Here is a 26,077-nt window from a genome sequence, read left to right as displayed (position 1 = left end):
CGCCCGCCGCAGACTGGCCGCCGACGAGGGGAGCGTGGATGCGCTGGAGCAGTTACTCCGAGGCCGATGGGACCGTCCGGACCGCGGTCTGGCGGGACGAGGTCCTGCACCCGGTGCCGGGCGCCACCGCGCTGGTGGACCTGCTCGGTGACGACGGCACGCGGCTGCGCACGGCGGCCGACGCCGCGCTGGCGGCACCCGAGGTCGACCCCGGCACGGTGACCCTGCTGCCCCCGGTGCCCCGGCCCCCGTCGATCCGGGACTTCATGGCCTTCGAGGAGCACGTGGTCACCGCGAGCGCCGCGATCGGCCTGACGGTCGACCCGCTCTGGTATCAGCAGCCGGTCTTCTACTTCACCAACCCGGCGTCGCTGCGCGGGCCCCACGAGCCCGTCCCGGTCTCCCCCGGCAGCGCCGCGTTCGACTACGAGCTCGAGGTCGCGGCGGTGATCGGCCGGGAGGGTTCCGACCTCGATCCCGACGAGGCCGTCGACCACGTCGCCGGCTACGTGCTGTTCTGCGACTGGAGCGCCCGCGACCTGCAGGGCGAGGAGATGAAGCTGAACCTCGGCCCCGCCAAGGGCAAGGACTCGGCGTCGAGCTGCGGGCCCTGGATGCTCACGCCCGACGAGCTGCCGGCCGCCGCCGCCATGCGCGCCGCGGTCAACGGGACGCCCTACAGCGCGGGCCGCCTCGACGCCCTGTACTGGTCGTTCGGCGAGATGATCGCCTACGCCTCGCGTGGCACGCGGGTGGTCCCCGGCGACCTGATCGGCAGCGGCACGGTGGGCACCGGCTGCATCCTCGAGCTCTCGCGGGTGCACGGCGCGGACGCCTACACCTATCTCGGCCCCGGCGACCGGGTCCGGCTCGAGGTCGACGGCCTCGGCGCCGTCGACGCGCCGATCGTCGCGGGCGCCCCCGTCCGTCCCCTGCGCGAGGAGAACACCCGGTGAGTGCCCACACCCACGACATCACCGTCCCCGGCCCGCCGCGGCTGGAGGAGGTCTCCGACGGGATCCACGCCTACGTCCAGCCCGACGGCACGTGGTGGATCAACAACACCGGCTTCGCGGTCGGACCGCAGGGCGTCGTCGCCGTCGATTCCTGCTCGACCGAACGCCGCACCCGCGCCTTCGTCGACGCCATCGCCTCGGTCACGTCCGCCCCGGTCCGGACCCTGGTCAACACCCACCACCACGGCGACCACACCTGGGGCAACGCGCTCTTCTGCACCGCGACGATCGTGGCCCACGAGCGCGCCCGCGAGGAGATGATCGCGTTCGGGCCGCCGCGGGAGCTGCCGTTCTGGGAGAACCCGGAGTGGGGCACGCTGCCCCTGGACCCGCCGTTCCTCACGTTCACCGACCGCGTCGCGCTCCACGTCGGGGATCTGCGGGCCGAGGTCCTGCACGTGGGCACGCCCGCCCACACCACCAACGACTCCCTGGTGTGGTTCCCGGAGCGGTCGACGCTGTTCTGCGGCGACCTCGTGTTCAACGGCGGGACGCCGTTCCTGCTGATGGGCTCGGTGACCGGCGCGATCGACGTCCTCGAGCAGGTCGTCGCCCCGCTGGGCGCGACGACGACGGTGCCCGGGCACGGCCCCGTGTTCCACGACCGGGCCCCGCTCGACGCCACGCTGGACTACCTGCGGTTCGTGCTCGACGTCGCCGAGCGGGGACGGGCGGCGGGGCTGTCCCCGCTGGCCGCCGCGCAGGACACCGATCTCGGCCGGTTCGCCGACTGGCCGGACGCCGAGCGCATCGTCGGGAACCTGCACCGCGCCTACGCGGAGCTCGACGGGACGCCGCGCGGCGGGGCGATCGACGTGATGGCGGCCCTCGGCGACATGGTCACGTGGAACGGCGGGCGCCCGTTGACCTGCCTGGCTTGACCTCGACCGCGCTCCGGGTCGCACGGTCGGTGCCGTGCCGCGGACGTGGCCCGGGTGGCCGCCGCGGACGTGGCCCGCGGTGGCCGTCGGTCACGTGACCTTCTCCGTCGAGGCCGTCCACGCGGCCGCCCGGTACGGCGACCCGGCGGGCGCCGGCTGAGCGCTGCGCGCCGCCCGGACCGCGAGCAGACCGAGCCCGACGGTCCCGACCGCCTCGAACAGCTCGACCTGCAGTCCGGTCAGCACCGGTGCCTCGGGCAGCGGCACCAGCACGCCGAGCGCGGAGAGCACGAAGGCGGCGCCGATCCACCACGGGACGCCGGACCCGCGGCGGAGCAGCGCGATCCCGGTCAGCAGCACCCCGGCGACGAAGACGAGCCCGCCGACCACCTGCAGCAGCGCGAACGAGCCCGAGGCGACGATCGACCCGTCGTCGGGAATGGCCTGCGGCACCTCCCGGGCGACGAAGCCCTCGACGACGAGGTGCGACTGCGCGGAGAGCGCGTTGCCCACGAAGTACAGCGTGAGGCCGACGACGCCGAGCACCCCGACCCGCGGCGCGAGCCACGCCGTGACGGCGGGCAGCCCCAGCATCAGCAGGATCGCGCCGCCGTAGAGCAGCAGATAGGCCGGTGGACCGCCCGGTGCGGTGATCGACGCGACGGAATGGGACTGCCCGTCGACGACGGGGTGCAGCATCCCGCCCACGAGACCGGTGATCCCGGACAGCGCGAGCGCGGCGCCGCCGAGGGCGAGCAGGTGGCGGTGGGTGACGGTCATGGTGACTCCTCGATCGGTGGTGCCGCGCACGCTGCCCGACGCCACTTGCGATCGACTTGCGCTCAGCCGAGCAGGCCCTCCGCCGCCGCGAGCCAGTGCGGCGCCCCGAGCCGGCGGGCGAGTGCTGCGGCGGCCTCGGCGTGCGGGCGGGGGTCCTCGCCGAGCACGACGGCGGCGTGGGCGAGGACGAGGTCGACCGGGCCGAGGACGAGCTGTCCGTTGCCGGTCCGGACGAGCTGGCCCGCCCAGGGCCGCAGGTCGTCGCGGGTGCGGCGCACGACCTCGGCGTCGGCGAGCCGGCAGGCGGCGAGGCACTGGAACGCGGTCTCCAGCTGCCAGGTGGCCTCCCGCGGGTACGGCGGGAGCGGCCAGAGCGCGCGGGCCTCGTCCTCCCGTCCGGCGTCGAGCCGCGCGAGGACCCGCAGCACGGCGACGACGTCGGACCCACCGGCCGTCGCGATCGCCTCGAGCTCGTCCAGCGCGCTCGAGGTGTCCCCGGCGACCGCCGCCACCGTCGTCAGGATCCAGGCCCGGATCGCGCCGCCGTTCGGATCCCCGGAGGCGGTGATCCGGGCGGAGAGCTCGTCGAACGCCGCGCGGGCGGCGTCGATGCGGCCCGCGACGAGGTCGAGGGTCGCGGCGAAGACCGCGACGCACAGCGCCAGCACCGGGAGCTGGCCCGCGCCGGCGGTCGCGGTGGCGCCGTCGAGGTGGCTGCGGGCCGCGTCGAGGTCGCCGCGCCCGACCGCGGCCGCGGAGAGCACGAGGTGTGCGAGGGCGACGTGGTCGCCGAGGTGGGCCCGGGTGGCGACGGCGAGCATCTCCTCGCCGACGCGGCGCTGGTGGTCCGGGTCGGCCACCGCGAAGGTGTGCAGGTGGGCGACGCCGAGCGCCCGGCAGAGCAGGCGCGGGTCGTCCAGCTCGCGGGCGAGGCCCAGGGCCTCGTCGCCCGCCGCGCGACCGAGGTCGACGAGCCACGGCTGCGACTCGTGTGCGAGCGCCAACAGCAGTTCCGCCCGGAGGCGCCGGTCGGTCCGGTCGACGACGCCGAGCAGCTCCTGCACCCGCGCGATCGCGGCGTCCTGGTCGTCGAGAGCGGGCCGCGTGGCCCAGAGGGTCACGACGTCCCAGCTCCAGGCCCACGCCTCGTCGGTGGCGTCGCCGAGGCGCCGGGCCAGCGCGACCGAGCGCTCCCGCTCGGCCAGCGCGGCGGTCAGGTCGCCGGCGGCGGCGAGCGCGCGGACCAGGTCCCGGTGGGCACGGAGTCGGCTCGCGGTGTCGCCGGCACCGAGGTCGTGCGCCCGCACCGCGGCGCGTCGCCAGCGGACCGCCTCCCCGACCGCACCCGCCTCCTGCGCCGCGGCGGCACCGGCGGTGAGGGACGGGAGGGCGCGGGCGGCGGTCGTGGCGTCGAGGGCCAGCTCCGCGTGGTGGGCCAGGGCGTGGACCCGCTCGGGATGTCGGACCGCCAGCGTGTCGAGCAGCGCCCGGTGCAGACGCGCGCGCCGCAGCGGGGGCATGCGCGCGGCGACGGCGTCGCGGACGAGGGCGTGGCTGAACCGCAGCGTGCTCCCGCCCTCGAGCAGGCCGGCGACGACGCCGGTGTCGAGGTCGTCGAGCAGGTCGTCCTCGTCGAGCGGTCCGCGCAGGACGTCGACCTCGAGCATCAGGTCCACGTCGACCTCGCGGCCGAGGACCGCGGCCCGCGTGAGGGTCGCGACGGCCCGGGCGGGCAGGCGGGCGAGCCGCCGGTCGAGGACGTCGGCGACCCCGGCGGGGAGGTCCCGCGTCGCCACGTCGTCGCCCTCGGTCCGGGCGAGGTCGCCGAGCTCCCGCAGGAAGAGGGCGTTGCCGGCGGCGCGGTCGAGCAGGGCCCGCCACGTGTGCTCGCCGAGCTCGCGGCCGGCGTGCCGGCGCAGCAGCCGGCGCGCCGACGCGGCGTCGAGCCCGCCGAGCCGGACCCGGTCACGGGTCTGCGCGGCCAGCAGCGCGAGGGTGGCCCGCAGGTCGTCGGAGACCTCGTCGTCGCGGTAGGTCGCCACGACGAGCAGTGCGCCGCCACCGTTCGCGACCAGGTGGCGCAGCACCTGCAGGGTCTCCCCGTCGGCGCCGTGCACGTCCTCGACCACGAGGGTCGTCGGCCCGGCGAGCACCGGCGCCACGGCGGCGGCCAGCGCGAACGGGTCGGTCGCGGTCGGCGCCGTCCCGGTCGCGCGCGTGACGAGGTCCCGCCACGCCCAGCCCGGCGGCGCACCGGCCGCCTCGGGGCAGCGGGCGCGGAGCACGCGACGCCCCGTCACCTCCTGCGCGAACCGGTCGACGAGCGCCGACTTCCCCGTCCCGGCCCCGGCGGCGACCCACACCACCCCGGCCCGCGCGCCGGTCTCCTCCCCCGCCCGGCGCAAACGGGTGAGCTCCTCGGTGCGTCCGAGGAAACCGTCGTCGGTCTCGGGCGCCGGCGGGTCCTCCCGACGGCGGGTGGGCACGGGGGCCGGGGCCAGGACGGCCTGCTGCGCGTCGTGCCAGGCCTCGCCCGGGTCCAGTCCGAGCTCGTCGGCGAGCCGGGCGCGGACGTCGCGCAGGACCGCCAGCGCGTCGCCCGGGCGACCGACCGCGACGAGCGTGCGGGCGAGCAGGGCCGCCGCGCTCTCGCGCAGCGGCTCGGCGCGGACGAGCTCGCCCAGCGCCGCCAGTACCTCGGCGGGCCGACCGAGCGCGAGCGCCGCCTCCCCCGCGATCTCCGCGGCGGCGGCGTGCAGCTCGACGAGGCGGTCGGCCGCGCTCGCGGCCCAGGGCTCGTCGCGGTAGGCGGCGAACGGGGCGCCGGTCCAGCGGGCCAGGACCCGGGACGCGAGCGTCATCGCCTCGGCGGGCGGAGCCGTGCGCGCGTCGTCGACGAGCCGGGCGACCTCCCAGGCGTCCACCTGCTGGTCCGGCAGCGTGAGCCGGTACCCGGGCGCCACGCTGACCAGCACGGTCGCCGGGGTCCGCGGCGCCCGGTCGGGCTCGAGCCGGCGCCGCAGGTGCGAGACGTAGGCCTGGAGGGCGCCGAGGGCCTTCGGCGGCGGGCTGCCCGCCCACAGGTCCTCCAGGAACCGGTCGGTGGAGACGACCCGCCCGTCCGCCGCGACGAGCATGCCCAGGACCGCCCGTTGCCGCGGGCCGCCGAGGTCGAGCGTCCGGCCGTCGATCGTCGCGCGGACGTCGCCGAGCACGTCGACGCGGAGCACGACCGCCAGCCTAGGTGGTCCTTGAAGAGAACCACGACATAGCTCTACCGTACCGAGGCACCCGACCCGCAGGAGGATCCGTGTCCGCGCCGCCCACCTCGACCACCGTCACCAACATCGGGGTCGTCATGTTCACCGTCGCCGACCAGGACGCCGCGATCGCGTTCTACCGGGACACCCTCGGCTGGGAGCTCCGCGGCGACACGTCGTTCGGCGAGCACGGCGAGCACCGGTGGGTGGAGGTCGCTCCGCCCGGCTCCCGGACCCGCCTGGCCCTGAACCCGCCGATGTTCGACGAGCCCGGCGGCTCCTCGATCGGGGTCGAGACCACCGACGTGCTGGGCGAGCACCGGCGCCTGTCCGCCCTCGGCGGCGTCGACCTCGACGCGGCACCCGAGGAGACCCCGGGCGCCCCGCTGATGTTCATGCTGCGCGACCCCGACGGGAACGTCGTCGTGGTCGTCGACGCCCCTCCGGCCGACTGAGCCCCGCTCGTGGGGTGGGAGGGCGCTCGCCCTCCCACCCCGGGGAGCGGACTCAGCTGCAGCCGCTGGTGGAGCCGCAGCCCTCGCAGACGTAGCACGAGCCGGCGGGCCGCATCTTCGTGCCGCAGGTCAGGCACAGCGGCGCGTCGGCCGCCTTGCCCTGCTGCAGCTCGAGCAGCTCGGTGGAGCTGCCGACCGAGATGTCGGCCTTGCGGGTGCCGGTCGTGGTGACCGGCTCCTCCACTGCGTCGACGGTCGTCCGGAGCTCCTCCACGACCTCGACCGGGGCCGCGGGGGCCTGGCCGTAGTCGTTCGCGACCTGCGCGGTCCGCTCGTCCGCCGAGAAGATGCCGAGCTGGGCCCGCTTCTCGTACGGCAGGTGGTCGAGCGCGATGCGACGGAACAGGTAGTCGACGATGCTCGTCGCCATCCGCACGTCGGGGTCGTCGGTCATGCCGGCGGGCTCGAAGCGCATGTTCACGAACTTCGACACGTAGGTCTCCAGCGGCACCCCGTACTGCAGCGCGATGGAGATCGCCATCGAGAACGCGTCCATGACGCCGGCGAGGGTCGACCCCTGCTTCGACATCTTGACGAAGATCTCGCCGAGGCCGTCATCCGGGTAGGAGCCGGCGGTCATGTAGCCCTCGGCGCCCGCGACCGCGAACGACACGGTTTCGCTCGGGCGCTTCTTCGGCAGCCGCTTGCGCACGGGGCGGTGGTCGGTGGTCGCGACCTCGGCGCCGGTGCTCGACTCCGCCGTGGACCCGCTCGACTTGCCGGTGGACAGCGGCTGGCCGACCTTGCAGTTGTCGCGGTAGATCGCGAGCGCCTTGAGCCCCATCTTCCAGGACTCGAAGTAGATCTCCTCGACCTCCTCGACGGTGGCCCGCTCGGGCATGTTCACCGTCTTGGAGATGGCACCGGAGATGAACGGCTGGACGGCCGCCATCATCCGCACGTGGCCCATCGGCGCGATGGCCCGCTCGCCCATGGCGCAGTCGAAGACCTCGTAGTGCTCCGGGCGCAGGCCCGGGGCGTCGACCACGTGGCCGTGCTCGGCGATGAACTCGACGATCGCCTCGATCTGCTCGCCCTGGTAGCCGAGGGCTGCGAGCGCGCGCGGCACGGTCTGGTTGACGATCTGCATCGAGCCGCCGCCGACCAGCTTCTTGAACTTGACCAGCGAGAAGTCCGGCTCCACCCCGGTGGTGTCGCAGTCCATCATGAAGCCGATCGTCCCCGTGGGGGCGAGCACGCTGGCCTGCGCGTTGCGCCACCCATTGCGGGCGCCGATCTCGAGGCCGTCCTGCCACTGCTTCGTCGCCGCGTCGCGGACGCGGGCGTCCTCGCGGTGCAGCGTGCGGATCGCGTCGTTCGCCGCGGCGTGCTTGCGCATGACGCGGCGGTGCGCGTCGGCGTTGCGGGCGTAGCCGTCGTAGGGCGCGACGGCCCCGGCGAGCTCGGCGGAGCGGCGGTAGGCGGTGCCGGTCATCAGCGAGGTGATGGCGGCGGCGAGCGCCTGGCCCCCCGCGGAGTCGTACGCGTGGCCGGTCGCCATCAGCAGCGCGCCCAGGTTGGCGTAGCCGATGCCCAGCTGCCGGAAGGCGCGCGTGGTGTCGCCGATCTCCGGCGTCGGGAAGTCCGCGAAGCAGATCGAGATGTCCATCGCGGTGATGACGAGCTCGACCGAGCGCGTGAAGCCGTCGACGTCGAAGCGCCCGTCGTCGCCGAGGAACTTCATGAGGTTCAGCGACGCGAGGTTGCAGCTGGAGTTGTCCAGGTGCAGGTACTCCGAGCAGGGGTTCGACGCGGTGATGCGACCGGACTCCGGCGAGGTGTGCCAGTCGTTGATCGTGTCGTCGTACTGCAGGCCCGGGTCGGCGCACTCCCAGGCCGCCTCGGCCATCTGCCGGAACAGGCCCTTGGCGTCGACGGACTCGATGACCTCACCGGTCATCCGCGCCCGGAGGCCGAACTGCCCGCCCGACTGCACGGCCCGCATGAACTCGTCGGTGACGCGCACCGAGTTGTTGGCGTTCTGGTACTGCACGGACGCGATGTCGGCGCCGCCGAGGTCCATGTCGAAGCCCGCGTCCCGCAGGACGCGGATCTTCTTCTCCTCGGCCCGCTTGGTCTCGACGAACTCGGCGATGTCGGGGTGGTCGACGTCGAGGACGACCATCTTCGCGGCCCGCCGCGTCGCCCCGCCGGACTTGATCGTGCCGGCGGACGCGTCGGCGCCGCGCATGAACGACACCGGACCGGAGGCCGTGCCGCCGGAGGAGAGCAGCTCCTTCGAGGAGCGGATGCGCGAGAGGTTCAGGCCGGCGCCGGAGCCGCCCTTGAAGATCAGCCCCTCCTCGCGGTACCAGTTGAGGATCGACTCCATGGTGTCGTCCACGGCGAGGATGAAGCAGGCGCTGACCTGCTGCGGCGACGCCGTCCCGACGTTGAACCAGACCGGCGAGTTGAAGCTGAAGTACTGGTGCAGCAGCATCCAGGTCAGCTCGTCGGAGAAGATCTCCGCGTCGGCGGGCGTCGCGAAGTACCCGTGCGTGCGGCCGGCCTCGGTGTAGCTGCGCACCACGCGGTCGATCAGCTGACGCAGGCTCGACTCCCGCTGCGGCGTCCCGACCGCACCGCGGAAGTACTTGCTGGTGACGATGTTCGTCGCGTTCACCGACCACGTCGAGGGGAACTCGACGCCGCGCTGCTCGAAGTTCACCGAGCCGTCGCGCCAGTTGGTCATGACGACGTCGCGGCGCTCCCACTCCACCCCGTCGTACGGGTGGACCCCCTCGGTGGTGTGCACGCGCGTGATCGACAGGCCGCGACCGGCCGCGCCCTCCGGCGCCGAACCGTTCGTGCTCGTGTCGGACCCGACGGTCTCCGTCATCCGCTCAATCCCCTCGTGCTCGCGTGTGCCGGGGACGCTTCCCCACGACCCGGCATCGTTTCCCCGACCATCAACGACCGGCGCCGGTCAACCGGCCGTCGTCCTCGTCGACTGCGTCGACTGCCTCGTGCTCCGTCGTCCGTTCCCGGAGGTCCGCGATCTCGGCCTCGAAGTCGGCCACGCAGGAGAAGTTCCGGTAGACGCTGGCGAACCGGAGGTAGGCCACGGCGTCCAGCTCCCGCAGCGGTCCCAGGATCGCCATCCCGACCTCGTGGCTCGGCACCTCGGCCGTGCCCGACGCCCGCACCGTCTCCTCCACCCTGTGCGCCAGGAGCGCCAGCGCGTCCGGATCGACCGGACGACCCTGACAGGCCCGGGCCACCCCGCGCACGACCTTGTCGCGGCTGAACGGCTCGGTGACCCCACTGCGCTTGACCACCGCGAGGACGGCCTCCTCGACGGTGGTGAACCGCTTCCCGCACGCGGTGCAGGAGCGGCGGCGACGGATCGCCTGGCCCTCGTCGGCCTCGCGCGAGTCGACGACCCGGGAGTCGTCGTTGCGGCAGAACGGGCAGCGCACCCGGTTCTCCTTCCTCGCCGGCCGGCTCGGCCTGTGGATGAACGGCCTCCCCGGACACCGCCTGGGGACACCGCTGTGGACCAGGACGCTCCCGGGTGTGGACCCGGGTGCGCCGCCGGTGGACGAACCACCGACCTCGGTGGAGCGCCGACCGGATCCTGTGCGGGACCCTGTGGACAACGCTCCACCTGCACACACAACCTGTGGACTAACTACATCGATGTAACCACAAGATGTTGGGGCGGGACGCTAGCGACACCCGAGGAAGCGGTGCAACTCGGATCCCCTGGACCGGCGACGCCCTCGGCGAGCGGCACCCTCGCGCGCCCGGCGGGCGCGTGTGGTGCCGGTGAGCGCACGCGTGGGTGACGCGGCGACACCACCCCCACGGCGGCTCAGGGCGCCGCGGGCACCACGAGGGGACGACCGGGAGTGACGAGGGACGAGGAGAGGTCGTTCGCCGCGCGGATCCGGTCGACGACCGCGGAGCGCTCGGCCCCCGGGGCCACCCGGGCGGCCACGTCGAGCAGCGTCTCCCCCGGGGCCACGACGGTCACCGCGGTGCCCGCCGGCACGGAACCGGCCGGTGCGGCCGGACCGGCGGCCGCGCCGCCGAGGCGCACCGCGAGGGCGACCAGGCCCACCAGCACGACGGCCAGCACGACCACCGCGACGGCCCGGCGCCGCCGCACCACGGCGATCGCCGGAGCGACATGAATCACATCGCTGCAATTCACCCGCTCGACGGACGGCAGCGGCGGGGCCGGCGGGACCACCAGCGCCGCGGGCCGACCGGCGGGCCGGGTGGTGTCCCGCCGGGGCGCCGGGCGGGCCGGCGAGCCGGTGACGGCCCGCCCCGCGGGGCGCGTCCGGGCGGCGGGACGACCGCCCCACCCGGCGTCGACACCCCGGGTGACCTGCTCGGACGCCGCGTCGGGCCCGGCGGCCGCGATCCGCGACCGCACCGGAGTCGGAGAGCTCATCGGGCACCTTCTTCCCTCGCACAGACGTTCGATCGAACGCCTGTGCGATGTCTAGCACCGACCCCCGACAACGTCGAAGGACCGACCGGCGTGTCCTTCGAACACGTGTTTGATCCGTCGCGCGCTCGGCGCTACCTTCACGGGCGGGAGCACGCAGCGTCACCGCCGACCGACCGCGGTCGGCACGCCGCCGGGCTCACGCTTCGACCCGAGGAGGACGCCATGACCGGACGCGGACGCGACGGCACGCCCGACCCGCCGGCCGCCGACGGCGAGGCGGCCGGGATCGCCACGGCCGTCACCGCCGAGGTGCACGCCTTCCCCGACCGGGAACCGGAGCCCTCGGCCTCCGGCACGCCCGCGCTCACCCCGCGCCAGCGCAAGGTCCTCGAGGTCATCCGCGACTACATGGACCGGGTGGGCTACCCGCCGAGCGTGCGGGAGATCGGCGACGCGGCCGGGCTGACCTCCACCTCGTCGGTGGCGCACCAGATGAAGGTGCTCGAGAAGAAGGGGTTCCTGCGCCGCAACGCGAGCCGGCCCCGGGCGCTCGAGGTCTTCATGCCCGAGGAGCTCGACCCCGAGCTCGGCGGCGGCTCCGAGACCGAGGGCGTGCGCGCGGACCGGCCGACGCCGTCCTACGTGCCCGTCGTGGGCCGCATCGCCGCCGGTGGGCCGATCCTGGCCGAGCAGGCCGTGGAGGACGTCTTCCCGCTCCCGAAGGAGCTCGTCGGCGAGGGCTCGCTGTTCCTGCTCAAGGTCGTGGGCGACTCCATGGTCGACGCCGCGATCACCGACGGGGACTGGGTGGTCGTGCGCCAGCAGCCGAACGCCGAGAACGGCGAGATCGTGGCCGCGATGCTCGACAACGAGGCCACCGTGAAGACCTACAAGCGCAAGGACGGCCACGTCTGGCTGCTCCCGGCGAACGAGGCCTACGAGCCGATCCCCGGCGACGAGGCGACGGTGCTGGGCAAGGTCACCGCGGTCCTGCGCCGGCTCTAACGGCGCCGCCGGCGCGCGAGCAGCACCCCGCCCGACGCGACGACGAGCACCCCCAGCACCGCGGCCGCGACGACCGTCCCGCGACGGTCGGTGTCCGGCGCGGCCGGAGCCCGCCCCTCGACCGGGGCCGGGACGGTGGACGCGGGCGCCGGGACCACCACCTCGCGCAGCCGTGCCGCCGGACCGCCCGACGGGGACTCCCCCGCCGAGAGCAGGCCCCCGTCCGCGGTGAACGCGACGGCCTCCCCCTGCGGCTCGCCCGGCAGCGGCACCTGGGTCGGCGCGGCCCGCAGACCCGCGACGACGTCGTCCGCGGTCGGACCGTCCACCGGGAAGAGCCACGCGTCGGTGTAGGTCCGCAGGGCCACCGTGCGGCCGTCGTCCGACACGGCCCCGCCCGTGATCAGGCCGCGCCCGAGGAAGCTCGCCGGGCCGCCGTCCGTCGTCGACGGGGGCAGGCGCACCTCGCCCGCGGCCCGCAGCGGCACGGGCGCCGACGACTCGTCGGGCAGGGGCCGGTCGGTCGTGTAGACCCGGCCGAACCCGCCGCCCTCCTTCGTGACGACCACCGGCCGCCGGTCCGCGGCCAGCAGCAACGCCTCCGCGTCGTGCGCCCCGTCGGGGTAGGACAACCGCACCACGGTACCGGGACCCGTCGTCGGGAGCCGGATCAGCGCCACGGTCGACCGTTCACGGTCGTTGTCGCCGACGTCGGCGAGCCACAGGGTCCCGTCCGCGCCCCGGGCCAGGTCCTCCACGTCGCGCCCCCGCACGCCCACGGGGCGGGCCGAGGCCACGGAACAGTCGGGGCGCAGCGTGTACACCACGGTCGCGTTCCCGCTGTCGTTCACGACGACGGGTCCGGCCGGACCGACGGCCAGCCCCGACACCTCCGCCAGCCGCGGGTCGGTCAGCGCGCAGTCGATCGACGATGCGGCGGAACTGCCACCGGACGACGGCGACGACGCGTTGCTGCCACCGGGGAGGGCGACCAGGGCCGCCGTCAGGACCAGGTCGAGGATCAGGAGACCGCGACCGGGACCGCCGCCTCGGTGACCGCGGCGGCCAGCTCGGACGACACGCGGGCGTGCAGCACGGTCCCCTCGGCGACGTGCCGCTCGCTCAGCACCTCGCCCTCGGTGTGCACCCGGGCCACGAGCGCGCCCTCGGTGTACGGCAGGACGACCTCCACCTCGACCTCCGGGCGCGGCAGCGCCTCGGCGATCCGCCGGCGGAGCAGGTCGATGCCCTCCCCCGTGCGGGCGGAGACGAACACCGCGCCGGACAGGGTCGCGCGGAGCTGCGCGAGGGCCATCGGGTCGGCGTCGTCGACCTTGTTCACCACGAGCAGCTCGGGCGGCGTGGGGAGGGCCCGCTGCGGGTCGTCCCCGCGCGACGGCGGGCGCGGCTCGTCGGGGTCGTGCCCGATCTCGGCGATCACCTCGCGGACCGCGGCGATCTGCTCGAGCGCCGACGGGTCGGAGCCGTCGACGACGTGCACGATCAGGTCGGCGTCCCCGACCTCCTCCAGCGTCGACCGGAACGCCTCGACGAGCTGGTGGGGCAGGTGCCGCACGAAGCCGACGGTGTCGGTCAGCGTCGCGACGCGGCCGTCCGCGGTCTCCCACCGGCGGGTGGTCGGGTCGAGGGTCGCGAACAGGGCGTCCTCGACCAGCACGCCGGCGTCGGTGATGGCGTTGAGCAGCGAGGACTTGCCCGCGTTGGTGTAGCCGGCGATCGCGACGGCCGGGACGTCCCGACGGCGACGGCGGTCGCGCTGGGTGTCGCGGACGGTCTTCATGCCCTCGAGCTCGCGGCGCAGCTTCGCGATCCGCTGGTGGATGCGCCGACGGTCGGTCTCCAGCTTGGTCTCACCGGGACCACGGGTGCCGACGCCGCCGCCGGCACCGCCGCCCGCGCCACCGCCCTGGCGCGACATCGACTCGCCCCAGCCGCGCAGGCGGGGCAGGAAGTAGCGCAGCTGGGCGAGCTCGACCTGGGCCTTGCCCTCCCGCGACCGCGCGTGCTGGGCGAAGATGTCGAGGATCAGCGCCGTCCGGTCGACGACCTTGACCTTCAGCTTCTCCTCCAGCTGCCGCAGCTGGCCGGGCGAGAGCTCGCCGTCCGCGATCACGGTGTCCGCGCCGGTCGACTGCACGGTCTCGCGCAGCTCGGCGACCTTGCCGGAGCCCACGAAGGTCGCCGGGTCGGGCGAGGAGCGCCGCTGGACGAGGCCGTCGAGGACCTCGGAGCCGGCCGTCTCGGCGAGCCGCGCGAGCTCGACCATCGAGGCGTCGGCGGCCGCGGCGGTGCCGCTCGTCCAGACGCCGACGAGCACGACGCGCTCGAGGCGCAGCTGCCGGTACTCGACCTCGGTGACGTCCTGGAGCTCGGTGGACGCCCCGGTGAGGCCGGGGACCCGGCGGAGCGAACTCCGCTCCTCGAGCTCCATCGACCCGGTGGTGACGTCGGTGGGCTCGACGGGGACGTCCTGGTCGTCGAGGCGGATCGGCCGCCCGACGGGACGAGGGTCGGGGGACGCGGCGGGACGGGCGGGTGCAGGTTCAGTCATCTTGACTCCACTGTCCCACGCCGCGGGGCGCCTCACCACGTCTTATCGACGGCTGCTACGCGCGCGCCACCTGGGCCACGCGGGTGAACGCGTACGGCGCGTCGGCCGACCCGCCGAGCTCGACCTCGCCCCGGGCGACGAGCACGGCCGGACCGGTCAGCGTGGTCGTCGCACGCTCGACGCCCACCCGCAGCACCCCACCCGGCGTCGTGACCGTGACCGTGCCCTCCGTGCGCCCGGCCGCGCGCAGCCCGGCCACCGCGCCGGCGACCGTGCCCGTCCCGCACGACCGGGTCTCGCCCGAGCCGCGCTCGTGGACCCGCAACCGGGTGGCGAGGTCGTCGGTCAGCGGGGCGAGGAACTCGACGTTCACCCCGTGCGGGAAGAGCGCCGGGTCGTGGCCGGGGGCGACCGAGAGGTCGATCGCATCGAGGTCGGCCGTCGTCACGCAGGCGAGGTGCGGGTTGCCGACGTCGACCGCGAGGCCCGGGAACGAGGTCCCCGCCCCGACGACCGCCGTCGACTCCGCGCCCACCCGCGCCGGGCCCATGTCCACGGTCACCTCGTCCCCGCCGGCCCGGACGTGCCGCAGCCCGGCCCGGGTGGCGACGTCGAACTCGGGTCCGGGCTCCAGGCCCGCCTCGACGAGGTAGCGGGCGAAGACCCGGACGCCGTTGCCGCACATCTCGGCGAGCGAGCCGTCGCCGTTGCGGTAGTCCATGAACCACGTCGCGCCGGGGTCCTCGGACGGCGCCACCCGCAGCACCCCGTCCGCGCCGAGGCCGCGCCGGCGGTGGCACAGGGCGCGGACGGCGGCGGCGGTGAGGTCGAGGCGACCGTCGGGGTCGGGCAGCAGGACGAAGTCGTTCTCCGTGCCGTGGCCGAGGACGTACTCCATGGCGCCCAGCCTACGAAGTCGTCCGGACCAGGGAGAGCACCTCGTCGACGAGCGTGGGCGACGCCGCGTCGAACCACCGCACCCGGTCGTCCCGGCGGAACCAGGACCGCTGGCGGCGCACGAGTCGACGGGTGGCGACGACGATCCGGCGACGGGCCTCGGCGAGCTGCTCCGACCCGTCGTCGGGAAGGACCTCGAGGAGCTCCCGGTAGCCGACCGCGCGGGACGCGGTCTCGCCCTCGCGCAGCCCGCGCGCCTCGAGCGCGCGGACCTCGTCGACGAGCCCGGCGTCGAACATGACGTCGACCCGCGTCCCGATGCGGGCGTCGAGCTCCGCGGTGTCGCGGTCCAGGCCCACGAGCAGCGTGTCGTGACGGGGCCGGCCCGGCCGCGGGAGGCTCGCCGCGAAGGGTCGCCCGGTGAGCTCGACGACCTCCAGCGCCCGCACGATCCGCCGCCCGTTGCTGGGCAGGATGGTCGCGGCGGCGTCGGGGTCGACGCCCGCGAGCCGACCGTGCAGCGCCCCCGGGCCGACCTCGGCGAGCTCCGACTCGAGCCGCGCGCGCAGCGTCGGGTCGGTCCCCGGGAACGCGAGGTCGTCGAGCAGCGCCTGGACGTAGAGGCCCGATCCGCCCACGGCGATCGGGGTCCGTTCCCGACGGCGGGTGGCGTCGACCGCCGCCCGCGCGTCCCGCTGGTAGGCGGCGACGGAGGCGGTCTCGGTCACGTCCAGGACGTCGAGGAGGTGGTGCGGGACGCCGCGGCGCTCGGCGACCGGGAGCTTCGCGGTGCCGATGTCCATGCCCCGGTAGAGCTGCATGGCGTCGGTGTTGACGACCTCGCCGTCCAGGCGCTCGGCCAGCTCGAGCGCGAGGTCGGACTTGCCCGTGGCGGTGGGCCCGACGAGGGCGATCGGCCTGGTCATCGAGGCCATGATCCCGCGCCGGGCGGGGTCCCGGGGCGGGCGGGGTCGTGCCCCCGTGAGCGGGTCGTCGCAGGTCGGGGGTGCGGCACCGCCGGGTCTACTGTTTGAATGCCCGCACGATCGGAGCGGGAGGTGTGCGGCGCATGGCCGACGAGCAGGCCACGGGGGTGGCCGGCGCGGTCCCGGGGACGAGCGGGGCGACGGACGACGTGACGGAGCAGGAGACCACGACGAACGAGCCCGACGGGGTGGAGCAGGTGCAGGTCTCCCCCGCTGCGGTGGCCGCGGAGGACCCGGAGTCCGTCCCGGAGGCGGCACCGGGCACGGCCCCGGTGGCCACGGCGCCCGACGAGCCGGTGCCCGCGACCTCCGGGGACGCGATGGTGTCGGTGTCCCCGGCCGCGGTGGCGCCGGACGACGCGACCGCCGACGACGCCGCGGCCGACGAGGCGGCGCAGGCCCCCGCGGAGTCGGCGCCCGCGGTGCCGGCGCCCGGTCCCCCGCCCGGCGCCCCCGACGCGGAGCCCCAGGACCCCGCCGCGGCTCCGGCCGGCCCGGCGCAGCCGGCGGCTCCGGCGGCTCCGGCCGCCGAGGTCGCGGAACTGCCGACCGTCCCGGCCGCGACCGACGACCCCGCACAGTGGGGCCGCGTCGACACCGACGGCACCGTCTACACCGTGGCACCCGAGGGCGAGCGGGCCGTCGGCTCCTGGCAGGCGGGCGACGCCGTCGAGGGCCTGGCCCACTACGCGCGACGCTTCGACGACCTGCGCACCGAGGCCGACCTCCTCGTCCGGCGCCTGCACTCCGGCCGCGGCGACGCGGCGAACGTGCTGCGCAGCGCGACCGTCCTGCGCGAGCGGCTCGACGTCGCGGCGGTCGTCGGGGACCTCCCCGGCCTCGTCGTGCGGCTCGACGCCGTGATCACCGCCGCCGAGCAGGCCGGGAAGGCCGAGAAGACGGCCAAGGCCGGCGCCCGCGACCAGGCGGTCGCGCGCAAGGAGGCGCTCATCGGCGAGGCGGAGACCCTCGCCGAGGAGACCACGCGGTGGAAGCACGCAGGCGACCGCTTCTCGGCGATGCTCGAGGAGTGGAAGACGATCCGCGGGATCGACCGCAAGACCGACGACGCGCTGTGGAAGCGCTTCGCCAAGGCCCGTGAGACCTTCACCCGTCGTCGTGGGGCCCACTTCGCCGAGCTCGACCGGGCGCGGGCGACCGCGAAGGCCCGCAAGGAGGAGCTCGTCGTCGAGGCCGAGTCGCTGCAGGACTCGGACGACTGGGGCGCCACCGCCGGGCGCTACAAGGAGCTCATGACGGAGTGGAAGGCGGCCGGGCGGACGTCGAAGGACACCGACGACGCCCTCTGGGCCCGCTTCCGCGGTGCGCAGGACCACTTCTTCTCCCGCCGGTCGGCCACGTTCGACGCCCGCGACGCGGAGTTCACGCAGAACGCGACGGCCAAGGAGGCGCTCCTCAAGGAGGGCGCAGCCATCGACCTGTCTGACACCGATTCCGCCCGTGCCGCCCTGCGCTCGCTGCAGGAGCGGTGGGACGAGATCGGCAAGGTGCCCCGCGAGCGGGTGCGCGAGTTCCAGAACCGGCTCAAGGAGGTCGAGGACCGCGTGCGCGCGGCCGTCGACCGGCGCTGGTCGCGCACCGACCCGGAGAAGGAGGCCCGCGTCGGGCAGTTCCGGGAGCGCGTGGAAGCCTACGAGGCCCAGGCCGCAAAGGCCCGAGCCGCCGGGGACGAGCGCCGCGCCAAGGAGGCCGAGCAGCAGGCCTCGACGTGGCGGGAGTGGCTGGCCGCCGCGGAGCGCGCGACGGGCTAGTGCCCGTCGTCCGGGGTGCCGGGCGCGACGAAGAGGCAGAACGGGTGCCCGGCCGGGTCGGCGTCGACGTAGAGCGGTTCGTGCTCGTCGTCGGACCGGTCGAGCAGCAGCGTCGCGCCGAGGTCGAGGGCACGGCGCTGCTGCCGTTCGAGGTCCTCGACGGTGGGCACCGTCAGGTCGAGGTGCACCCGTTGGTGCCCGGAAGGCCAGTCGACCGGCGGCAGCTCGCTGACGGGCTGGACGGCCAGCACCGGCATCCCGTGCTCGTCGCGCAGGGCGAGCCACTCCTGCGCCTGCCGGTCGGGGCCGCCGTCGGCGGGCGGGTCGTCGCCGATCCGGTACCGCAGCCCGAGGAGCTGCCGGTAGAACTCGGCGATGCCGCGGGCGTCCACGGCGTCGAGGACGGTCTGGCGCAGGATCGGGTGGTCGACCATGGCGTCACCATGCCCCAGGGGTCTGACATCGTCGGTCCATGACCTCCGTCGTCGTCACCGGTGCGGGCCGCGGGGTCGGGCGCGCGATCGCCGAACGGCTCGCTCGCGAGCACACGGTCGTCGCCGTGGACCTCGACGCGGACGCGCTCGCGCAGTTCGACGACGTGGTCCCGTTCGTGGGGGACGCCGCCGACGAGGAGACCATGGTCGGCGCGGCGGAGCTCGCCGAGCACCACGCGCCCCTCGTCGGCTGGGTCAACAACGCGGCGGTCTTCCGGGACGCCGGTCTCGTCGCCGGCGCCGGCGCCGTGCTCGACCTGGTCCTGGCCAACCTCGCGCCCGCGGTCGTCGGGACCTCGGTCGCCGTGGGCCATTTCCGGACGGCGGGTCGGGCCGGCTCCGTCGTGACCGTGTCCAGCCACCAGGCGCAGCGGGCCGTCCGCGGTGCGCTGCCGTACGCGACGGCCAAGGCCGCGGTCGAGGGCCTCGTCCGCGCGGCCGCGGTGGACCACGGTCCGGACGGCATCCGGGTCAACGCCGTGGCCCTGGGCTCGATCGGGACCGAGCGGTCGCACGCCCATCGCGACGGCCTCTCCGACCCGGCGGAGTTCGACCGACAGATCGCGGCGCTGCATCCCCTGGGGCGCCTCGGCCGAGGTGCGGAGGTCGCCGACGTCGTCGCGTTCCTGCTCTCCGACGCGGCGTCCTTCGTCTCCGGAGCGGTGCTGCCCGTGGACGGCGGCCGGGCCGCGCAGGGGCAGGACCCCGAGTCGGGCTGAGGTCGTGACGGGCCGTGACTGTCGGACCTTCGTACTAGTGTTCGAATCATGGCAGCGGTGGTGGGCGTCGAGACCCCGGGTGGGGACCCGTTCGCGGGGATCCCTGCTGGTCCGGGGCTCGCGGCCGCGCTGGCGCAGGTGTCGCCGGCCGAGTTGACCGGGCAGCACGCCGCGGCGTGGATGCGGGCGGCGTTCCGGCAGCGCAACCACGACGACGTGGTGTTCCTCGACGCGCTGCGTCAGACCTGCCGGGCCCGCGCCGACGACTGCCGCCGCGTCCTCGACGACGGGTTCGCCCCGAAGGCCGCGGCGGCGAACCTGGGCTGGTCGCCGATCACGGCGTCGGCCCGATACGGGTTGGCGTGTTTCGTGCTGGATGCCCAGCCGGCGTTGGGCGAGGCGATGTACGCGGGGCTGCTGGAGGAACGCAAGGCCGACATCTTCGACTCCGCGACCGAGGGGCTGGAGGACCACCAGGTCGCCGAGGTGGTCCGGATCGTGCTGCCCGAGGCGCCCGGGTTGGCCTACCAGGCGCTGCGCGAACGGATCCTCGAGGTCGCCCGCGCGCTGGACCCGGAGTGGGCGGCGGGGCGGCTCGCGGCCGCGGTCGCGCGGGCGCGGGTGGCGGCGCGGACCTCCCCGTCGGGGGCGGTCGACCTGTGTGGCTACGACCTGCGCCCCGACCTCGCCCAGGACGCCAAGTCGCATCTGGACGCGCTGGCGGTCGCGGTGCAGGCCCGGTTGGCGGTCCTCGGGGTCGATCTGGGGGTCGGGTTCCTCTGCGCCCGGATCTTCACCCGGCTCCTCGACGGCACCCTGGCCGGGCTCGACGACTCCGCGGTCACCGACGCCGTGGTGGCCGAGTTCGCCGGCCACCCGGACAGCAACCCCGACGACAACGATCCCGACGACAACGGCCCCGACGACGACCCGGACGACCCGGACCGGCCGGACGACCCGGACAGCAGCGGGCCGGACGACAGCGGACCGGGGAGCGACGACCTCGGCGGCGGCACGGATGGCAGCGCCTCAGATGGCAGCGCCCCGGACGGCAGCGCCCCGGACGGCAGCGCCCCGGATGGCAGCGGCGGTGCCACTTCAGCGACCGACCCGGCGCCGGTGGTGGTGCCGCACCCGGCCGGGGTCGCGTTGCGGATGCGCCTGTCGACCCTGCTCGGACACGACGAACGACCCGCCGAACTCCCCGGCCTCGGCGGCACCCTCCCCGAGATCGCCCGCCGCCGCGCCCACGACCTCGGCGCCGCCCGCTGGCACGTCCTCGTCCACGACCACCAGGGCCGACTGACCCACCTGCTCGTCCACCGTGCCCCACCCGGGGCCCACCACGACCCCCGCCACCACCGCCGCACCGTCGAGATCACCGCCCCCGAGACACTGCTCGACGAACTCGACACCACCGCCACACACGACCCGTGGCTGGCCGACCTGCTCACCGCCCACCGCCGCTCCCGCGCCGCCGCACCCGAGGACCACCCCGCCACCACCGACCGCGACGCCGACCGCCGCCTGCCCGGCGCCGCCCTCGCCCGCTGGATCGACGCCCGCGACCCCGTCTGCGTCGCCCCCGGCTGCACCGCGCTCGCCCGCCGCTGCGAACACGACCACACCCTCGACTGGCACCACGGCGGCCGCACCCGCGCCGACGGCCTCGCCAACCTCTGCCCCGCCCACCACGCCGCCAAGCACCGCCGCGGCTGGACCTACCACCAACCCACCCCCGGCCACTTCGAGATCACCGACCCCACCGGCACCGTCCACCACACCCGAAGCCGCGTCGTCCGCCCCCTGCCCGACCCGCTGCCCGCCCACCACCACACGCCGGTCCACCAGCCCGCACCGACCACCACGGACTACACCCCGAGACCCACCCCCGACGGCCGCATCACCACCGCCGCCCTCGCCACCGTCGAATACCTCCTCGCCCGCCGCCCCATCCGACGCGTCGCCACCCCACCCCCGAGAACGACGACGACCCGCCCTACTGACCGGTGAGGAGCTCGAGCAGACCCGTCGGGTACAGCACGGCCCGCCCCGCGACGACGTCGCGCAACGGCAGCCAGCGCACCGGAGTGCCCTCGTCCAGGATCGGCCCCGGGTCGGCGCGCTGGGAGAAGGCCGGGTCGGTGATCGAGGCCGTGTAGAGCACCACGATCTCGTGGCCCGGGACGCCCTCGTGCTCGAAGACGTTCTCGAGCACCCCGAGACGCGCGACGCCCGTCAGCGACACGTCGAGCTCCTCGCGGAACTCCCGGTGCAGCGCCTGCTCGGAGAGCTCACCGAACTCGATGCCCCCACCGAGCGGCCGGTAGAAGGTTTCGCCCGTGACGGTGTCGTGTCCCTCGAGCACCAGGAGGTCGTCCCCCCGACGCACCACGCCCAGCACCAGCGGCCTGATCACGGACCGCAGTGTCACCCCCGGGCGACGGCGCGCGCCAGCAGGTCGCCGTACAACGTCGGCAGCTCGATCCCGCCGGCCGCGGCCATCATCGCCACCACGCTCGACGGACTGAACGAGCAGTACGGGCCCGCCTCCAGGAACCACGGGCGGCCGTCCGGGTCGATCCGGAAGTCGAACAACCCGTAGTCCCGGCAGCCCAGGGCCGTGTAGCAGCGCCGCGAGGCCTCCCACACGGCGTCGACCACCGGGTCGGCGACGTCGACGATCCACGCCCGGCCCTCGCCCTTGGCCACCAGCCCGAGCTGCCCCGAGTCGGACCGCGCCAGCTTGTCGGCCTCCCCGCGGATCGGGGCGAGATCGCCCACCGGGTACTCCTCGAGCGGCAGGCACTCGAGCCCGTGCCCGCGGTCGAGCACCCCGCAGCGCACCTCCCGGCCCGCCGGCACGAACGTCTGGACGAGCGCCGACGACGAGTGCTCGAACGCCGCGGCGAGCGCGTCCGGGTACTGCCCCGCCGCCCGCACGAGCGTCGTCCCCACCGAGTTGTCCGCGTCCGCGGGCTTCACGACGACGGGTGGCTCGAGACCCGGCGACTCCCCCGCCGCCAGCACCTCCGAGGCGGGCACGTCGACGCCCGCCGCCGCCACCAGCGCGTTCGCCCGCGGCTTGACCATGGAGGCCGCCATGACCTCGGGCGGGTTCCCGACGTAGGGCACACCGAGCACGTCGAAGAGACCCCGGTAGGCGGTCATGCCGGCCGGGCAGAACATCTGCGGGACCATCACGTCGGGGGCGAGCGCGGTCAGGTGCCCCACGGCCCCCGCCAGGTCCACCGGCGGGGCCGCCTCGAGGGCCTCCGGCGACAGGTCCCGCGGGAAGCGCCAGCGGCCGTCGGGCGAGACGTGCGCGACGGCGTCGCCCGGGCCGCCCACCGCCGACAGCGCCCCCCGCGCGTAGAGCCGGGAGAGGTCGGCGAAGAACTCGTCGGTCGGCGACCCGACCAGGTGCAGAGCCCTAATCGCCGCCCACCTCCACCAGCTTGCCGATGTTGACGTCGATCTTGACCCAGTCCCGCCCCGCCAGCAGGTTCTCGAGCAGCAGGGACGGGATCTGCAGGTGGTGGACCAGCAGGAACGGCAGCGGGTCGTGCACCGAGAAGATCGCGTCGGTGCCCTCCCACAGCGTGCTCAACCGCTCGCCCACCGAGGCCGGGTCGGACAGCAGCCGCCACAGCTCCTGGTAGAGCCAGTAGGTGGGCCGGCTCTCCGGGGTCGGGCGCAGCGTCGCGGCGACGTCGTCGGACAGGTACGCCTGCGCCAGCGCCGGCTCCCGGTCGTAGAACATCGTGATCGCCGAGTGCGTCCTCGGGTTGCACTCGATCGCCCGCACCGCACCGTCCTCGCCGACGATGAAGTCGAACGAGTACTGCCCCGTGAGCTTCCGGTCGGCGACGAACCGCGTCACCCAGTCCTCGATCGCGGGGACGTCGACGTGGTCGTAGTTGAGCTGGAACGCCGAGGACTCGCAGCAGCAGTACACCGTCAGCACCCCGTCGCGCGCTGTCCCGTGCGTGCAGTACTCCGTGCCGCGCACGAACTCCTGCAGGATCCACGGCCGCTCGGACGACATCGGCTTCGACGCCGCGAACGCGCGCGTCTCCGCCGCCGACCTGCGCGGGAGCGGCGTCAGGTCGAGCCGGTTCACCGAGTCGTAGGGGATCGACTTGAGCACGTACGTCGCCCCGGGCGGGAAGTCGAACGCCGCCACCTCGTCCGCCGACGTGACGCGGTGCGTGTCCGGCACCGGCAGCCCCACCTCGGACGCGGCCGCCGCGAAGGCCCCCTTGTCGTCGACGGTGCCGATGTCGTCGGCGTCCCCGTGCACGACCTCGCAGTACTGCTCGAGCAGCGGCTTCGCGAGCGCGTCGTACCAGCTCGACGCGGGGCTGCACACCGGGACGTAGACGTCGACGCCCTCCGCGCGCACCACGTCGACCAGGGCCTGCGCGTAGCCGGGGTCGTCCGGCGGCGGGACGACGTGGAACGCGTCCACCGCCGTCGAGAAGCGGTGTCCGGTCCAGCGGTACCGCGCCGCCTCGACGAGCACCACCCGGTGCCCCGCCGCGTGGAACGCCCGCGCGAGCGCGAGCGCCTTCGTCATCTTCCCGCCGCTCAGCATCACGGTCCGGCGCCGGTCGGGCCGCTCCCGCTCGGGCTTCCCGACGACCGCGCTCCACAGCAGGGCGCCCCCGGTCACCGCGAGGTTCGCGGGGAGCGCCGCCGCCAGCAGGGCCTGCATGCCGACGTTGCGCAGGACGCGGTTCATCAGAGCACCCTGATGAGGGTGATGCCGTCGCGCAGCGGCACGACCACCTGCTCGACGCGAGGGTCGGCCGCCACCGCCGCGTTGAACTCGGCGATCGCCCGCCCGTTCACCGTGTCCGGCCCGGCCCACGGCTGCCCCTGCATCAGGGTGTTGTCCACCGCGACGAGGCCACCGGGAGCGAGCAGACCCGTCGTCAGGATCGTCTCCAGGTAGTCGGCGTAGCCGGTCTTGTCGGCGTCGATGAACACGAGGTCGAACGACTCGCCGGCGAGCGCGGCCAGCGTCTCGCCCGCGGGACCGACCCGGACGTCGATGCGACGCCCGGCCGCCGATCCGGCGAACTGCTCGCGGGCGAACGCGGCCACCTCGGGATCGATCTCCAGGGCGACCACCGACCCGTCGTCGGGAAGGGCCTCCGCGAGCGCGAGCGCCGAGTAGCCGGTGAACATCCCGACCTCGAGCACCCGCCGGGCCCGCGTGACGTGCGCGAGCAGCGCGAGGAAGCGCCCCTCGACGTGCCCGGAGAGCATCTCCTGCTCGAGCGACCCGGCGGCGTCGCGCCAGTCGTACGCCGCCGTCGCCTCGGCGAGGGCGGCGAGGTCGGGCGACTCCGGCGAGGTCATCGACTCGACGTACGGGTCCAGCCCGACGGCGAGGTCGCGCGCCGCGCGCAGCTCGTCCTCCAGCCCGCTCCCGGCCGCCCGCTCGAGGAGGGTCTCGAGGCGGGCGGCGAGGATCGACGCGGGCGTGACCGGGCGGGCGGCGCCGGGCGCCGTCTTCGTCACGCCTCCTCCGGCACCACGAACATGTCCTCGCCCTCGCCCTGGCGCGGGTAGGACCGGACGACCTCGTTGTGCGTCCCGACCGTCTCGGCGAGCTCCTCGGGAGTCAGGTCGTTGATGAAGTAGCAGGCCCCGATCGGCCGCGGGACCGCCGCGCGCAGCTGGCCGTTGCGGGTCTGGGTGATCGAGTCGGTGGCCTTCGCCAGCAGGTCCGGCGTGAGGTACGGGCTCGTCAGGGTCAGCCCGATGCGGCTCATCAGCCAGAAGATGCGGTCGCGCTCGCTGACCGAGATGTACCCGCGGCGCTCGGCGAGCGTCGTCGAGAGCGCCATGTCGATCGAGATCGCGTGCCCGTGGAAGTACGGCGGGAACGGCGTCAGCTCGATGGTCGGGCTCCACGTGTGCCCGAAGGCGATGACGCGGTCGAGGTCGAGTTCCCAGAGGTTCGGCACCTCGAGCTCGAGCATCGTGCGGATCGCGTCGTAGGTGAGCCGGTGGGCGATCTCGCGCAGCTCGGGGGTGCCGTCGACGTGCCCGAAGTGGGTGTGGAGCAGGTCCTCGCCGTACTTCTCGAGCAGCTCGAAGATGCCGGAGTTCCCGACCGTCGAGATCTTGACCAGCTCGGCCATGCCGTTGCGGACCTGGTCCACCGGCAGCGTCCTCAGGAACGAGAAGTCGAGGATGACCTGCTGCGAGGCGTGGAACGACCCGAGGCGGTTCTTGTTCTTGCCGTGGTTGACCGCGACCTTGATCGCCACGCTGGCGTCGATCAGCCCGATGAGCGTGGTGGGGATGCGGATGTAGGGCGTGGAGCGGCGGAAGAGCGAGCACGCGGTGCCGGTCACGTCGGTCATGAGGCCGCCGCCGACCACCAGCACCGGCTCGGTGCGGTTCAGCCCGAAGTCGCCGAACGCGTCGACGATCTTCTCCACGGTCGCCAGCGTCTTGTCCGGCTCGCGGATGAGGATCGGGAACGTCGTGAGCTCGAGGCCGTGGTGGTCGAAGTAGGCGCGCATCTGCTCGCCGTAGAGCTCGTGGACGGTGCGGTCCACGATCATCAGGGCGCGACCGTAGGGCCGGTAGGTGTCGGCGAGCTGGGTGTTGGCGGGGTCGAACACGCCGTCGACGTAGACCAGCGAGTAGTCGATCTTCTCGTAGGCCTCGACGTGGAACGCGGTCTCGGTACTGGTCAACGTGGGCTGAGGGGCGACCATGGCTTGGGCTCCTGGGTTCTTCCGGGCAGGTCGAATCA

At 74.6% G+C, this 26,077-nt stretch carries 22 protein-coding genes; 7 read left to right on the top strand and 15 right to left on the bottom strand.

The genetic code is table 11. The annotated features are described in order from the left end of the window. The first annotated feature begins 38 nt into the window (after nucleotides 1–38). Both LN037_RS21715 and LN037_RS21710 read left to right on the top strand, forming a co-directional pair. Nucleotides 39–956 (top strand): fumarylacetoacetate hydrolase family protein, encoded by a 918-nt coding sequence (locus LN037_RS21715; protein WP_230756730.1) that lies wholly within the window; start codon nucleotides 39–41, stop codon nucleotides 954–956. After that, complete coding sequence (locus LN037_RS21710; RefSeq protein ID WP_230756728.1) at nucleotides 953–1,897, top strand: MBL fold metallo-hydrolase; 945 nt, start codon at nucleotides 953–955, stop codon at nucleotides 1,895–1,897. The genes LN037_RS21715 and LN037_RS21710 overlap by 4 nt, the downstream gene beginning before the upstream one ends. Nucleotides 1,898–1,987: 90 nt before the next feature. Here LN037_RS21710 and LN037_RS21705 read toward each other — a convergent pair whose 3' ends face one another. Further along, nucleotides 1,988–2,677: a hypothetical protein gene (locus LN037_RS21705; RefSeq protein WP_230756725.1), complete on the bottom strand. Its 690-nt coding sequence runs from the start codon at nucleotides 2,675–2,677 to the stop codon at nucleotides 1,988–1,990. A 62-nt stretch (nucleotides 2,678–2,739) separates the two neighbouring features. Further along, nucleotides 2,740–5,907 carry an ATP-binding protein gene (locus LN037_RS21700; RefSeq protein ID WP_230756722.1) on the bottom strand — a complete coding sequence of 1,056 codons (3,168 nt, stop codon included), beginning with the start codon at nucleotides 5,905–5,907 and terminating at the stop codon, nucleotides 2,740–2,742. Between the two features lie 80 nt (nucleotides 5,908–5,987). Here LN037_RS21700 and LN037_RS21695 point away from each other — a divergent pair, with 80 nt between their 5' ends. Then, nucleotides 5,988–6,392, top strand: coding sequence for a VOC family protein (locus LN037_RS21695; protein WP_230756719.1), 405 nt, complete (start codon nucleotides 5,988–5,990; stop codon nucleotides 6,390–6,392). Between the two features lie 52 nt (nucleotides 6,393–6,444). Here the strand turns inward: LN037_RS21695 and LN037_RS21690 are convergent, their stop codons facing one another. The 3 genes from LN037_RS21690 to LN037_RS21680 all read right to left on the bottom strand — a co-directional run bounded on the left by LN037_RS21690 (nucleotide 6,445) and on the right by LN037_RS21680 (nucleotide 10,854). After that, nucleotides 6,445–9,291 (bottom strand): vitamin B12-dependent ribonucleotide reductase, encoded by a 2,847-nt coding sequence (locus LN037_RS21690; RefSeq protein ID WP_230756715.1) that lies wholly within the window; start codon nucleotides 9,289–9,291, stop codon nucleotides 6,445–6,447. A 70-nt stretch (nucleotides 9,292–9,361) separates the two neighbouring features. Then, nucleotides 9,362–9,871 (bottom strand): transcriptional regulator NrdR, encoded by a 510-nt coding sequence (nrdR, locus tag LN037_RS21685; RefSeq protein ID WP_230756713.1) that lies wholly within the window; start codon nucleotides 9,869–9,871, stop codon nucleotides 9,362–9,364. Between the two features lie 395 nt (nucleotides 9,872–10,266). After that, a complete protein-coding gene (locus LN037_RS21680; protein WP_230756711.1) occupies nucleotides 10,267–10,854 on the bottom strand; it encodes a LysM peptidoglycan-binding domain-containing protein in 588 nt (195 codons plus the stop codon). 222 nt (nucleotides 10,855–11,076) lie between these two features. On the opposite strand from LN037_RS21680, the gene lexA reads away from it, so the two are divergent. Continuing rightward, a complete protein-coding gene (gene lexA / locus LN037_RS21675) occupies nucleotides 11,077–11,859 on the top strand; it encodes a transcriptional repressor LexA (RefSeq protein WP_230756710.1) in 783 nt (260 codons plus the stop codon). On the opposite strand, the gene LN037_RS21670 is transcribed toward lexA, so the two are convergent. The 4 genes from LN037_RS21670 to miaA all read right to left on the bottom strand — a co-directional run bounded on the left by LN037_RS21670 (nucleotide 11,856) and on the right by miaA (nucleotide 16,254). Next, the gene (locus tag LN037_RS21670) at nucleotides 11,856–12,710 is read right to left on the bottom strand and encodes a hypothetical protein (RefSeq protein WP_230756707.1); all 855 of its coding nucleotides are present in this window, start codon (nucleotides 12,708–12,710) and stop codon (nucleotides 11,856–11,858) included. The genes lexA and LN037_RS21670 overlap by 4 nt on opposite strands. Before the next feature lie 170 nt (nucleotides 12,711–12,880). Beyond that, on the bottom strand, nucleotides 12,881–14,311 hold the full coding sequence (gene hflX / locus LN037_RS21665; RefSeq protein WP_230757027.1) for a GTPase HflX: 1,431 nt from the start codon (nucleotides 14,309–14,311) through the stop codon (nucleotides 12,881–12,883). A gap of 175 nt (nucleotides 14,312–14,486) precedes the next feature. Continuing rightward, nucleotides 14,487–15,329 (bottom strand): diaminopimelate epimerase, encoded by an 843-nt coding sequence (gene dapF / locus LN037_RS21660; RefSeq protein ID WP_230756705.1) that lies wholly within the window; start codon nucleotides 15,327–15,329, stop codon nucleotides 14,487–14,489. A gap of 10 nt (nucleotides 15,330–15,339) precedes the next feature. Further along, nucleotides 15,340–16,254, bottom strand: coding sequence for a tRNA (adenosine(37)-N6)-dimethylallyltransferase MiaA (gene miaA, locus LN037_RS21655; protein ID WP_230756703.1), 915 nt, complete (start codon nucleotides 16,252–16,254; stop codon nucleotides 15,340–15,342). Between the two features lie 143 nt (nucleotides 16,255–16,397). Between miaA and LN037_RS21650 the strand changes: the two genes are divergently transcribed. After that, nucleotides 16,398–18,086, top strand: a complete 1,689-nt coding sequence (locus LN037_RS21650; RefSeq protein ID WP_372460510.1) for a DUF349 domain-containing protein — start codon at nucleotides 16,398–16,400, stop codon at nucleotides 18,084–18,086. Here the strand turns inward: LN037_RS21650 and LN037_RS21645 are convergent. Beyond that, a complete protein-coding gene (locus tag LN037_RS21645; protein WP_230756701.1) occupies nucleotides 18,083–18,520 on the bottom strand; it encodes a VOC family protein in 438 nt (145 codons plus the stop codon). The two genes, LN037_RS21650 and LN037_RS21645, sit on opposite strands and share 4 nt — an antisense overlap. A gap of 38 nt (nucleotides 18,521–18,558) precedes the next feature. Here LN037_RS21645 and LN037_RS21640 point away from each other — a divergent pair, with 38 nt between their 5' ends. Then, on the top strand, nucleotides 18,559–19,299 hold the full coding sequence (locus LN037_RS21640; protein WP_230756698.1) for an SDR family NAD(P)-dependent oxidoreductase: 741 nt from the start codon (nucleotides 18,559–18,561) through the stop codon (nucleotides 19,297–19,299). A gap of 48 nt (nucleotides 19,300–19,347) precedes the next feature. Beyond that, the gene (locus LN037_RS21635) at nucleotides 19,348–21,312 is read left to right on the top strand and encodes an HNH endonuclease signature motif containing protein (protein ID WP_230756696.1); all 1,965 of its coding nucleotides are present in this window, start codon (nucleotides 19,348–19,350) and stop codon (nucleotides 21,310–21,312) included. Here the strand turns inward: LN037_RS21635 and LN037_RS21630 are convergent. The 5 genes from LN037_RS21630 to LN037_RS21610 form a co-directional block, all read right to left on the bottom strand. Further along, entirely contained in the window at nucleotides 21,299–21,718 is a 420-nt protein-coding gene (locus LN037_RS21630) for an NUDIX hydrolase (RefSeq protein ID WP_230756693.1), read from the bottom strand. The genes LN037_RS21635 and LN037_RS21630 overlap by 14 nt on opposite strands. 11 nt (nucleotides 21,719–21,729) lie before the next feature. Further along, the gene (locus tag LN037_RS21625; protein ID WP_230756690.1) at nucleotides 21,730–22,650 is read right to left on the bottom strand and encodes a D-alanine--D-alanine ligase family protein; all 921 of its coding nucleotides are present in this window, start codon (nucleotides 22,648–22,650) and stop codon (nucleotides 21,730–21,732) included. Between the two features lie 82 nt (nucleotides 22,651–22,732). Next, entirely contained in the window at nucleotides 22,733–24,043 is a 1,311-nt protein-coding gene (locus tag LN037_RS21620; protein ID WP_230756687.1) for an ATP-grasp domain-containing protein, read from the bottom strand. Next, nucleotides 24,043–24,828 (bottom strand): O-methyltransferase, encoded by a 786-nt coding sequence (locus LN037_RS21615; protein WP_230756684.1) that lies wholly within the window; start codon nucleotides 24,826–24,828, stop codon nucleotides 24,043–24,045. Before LN037_RS21615 ends, LN037_RS21620 begins: the two co-directional genes overlap by 1 nt. After that, nucleotides 24,825–26,039: a sedoheptulose 7-phosphate cyclase gene (locus LN037_RS21610; protein ID WP_230756681.1), complete on the bottom strand. Its 1,215-nt coding sequence runs from the start codon at nucleotides 26,037–26,039 to the stop codon at nucleotides 24,825–24,827. The genes LN037_RS21615 and LN037_RS21610 overlap by 4 nt, the downstream gene beginning before the upstream one ends. Between the last annotated feature and the right edge of the window lie 38 nt (nucleotides 26,040–26,077).

The organism is Actinomycetospora soli, assembly GCF_021026295.1.
GTDB lineage: Bacteria > Actinomycetota > Actinomycetes > Mycobacteriales > Pseudonocardiaceae > Actinomycetospora > Actinomycetospora soli.
The sequence above is the reverse complement of the archived record's forward strand: the minus strand, read 5'-3'. Positions and strand labels throughout refer to the sequence as shown.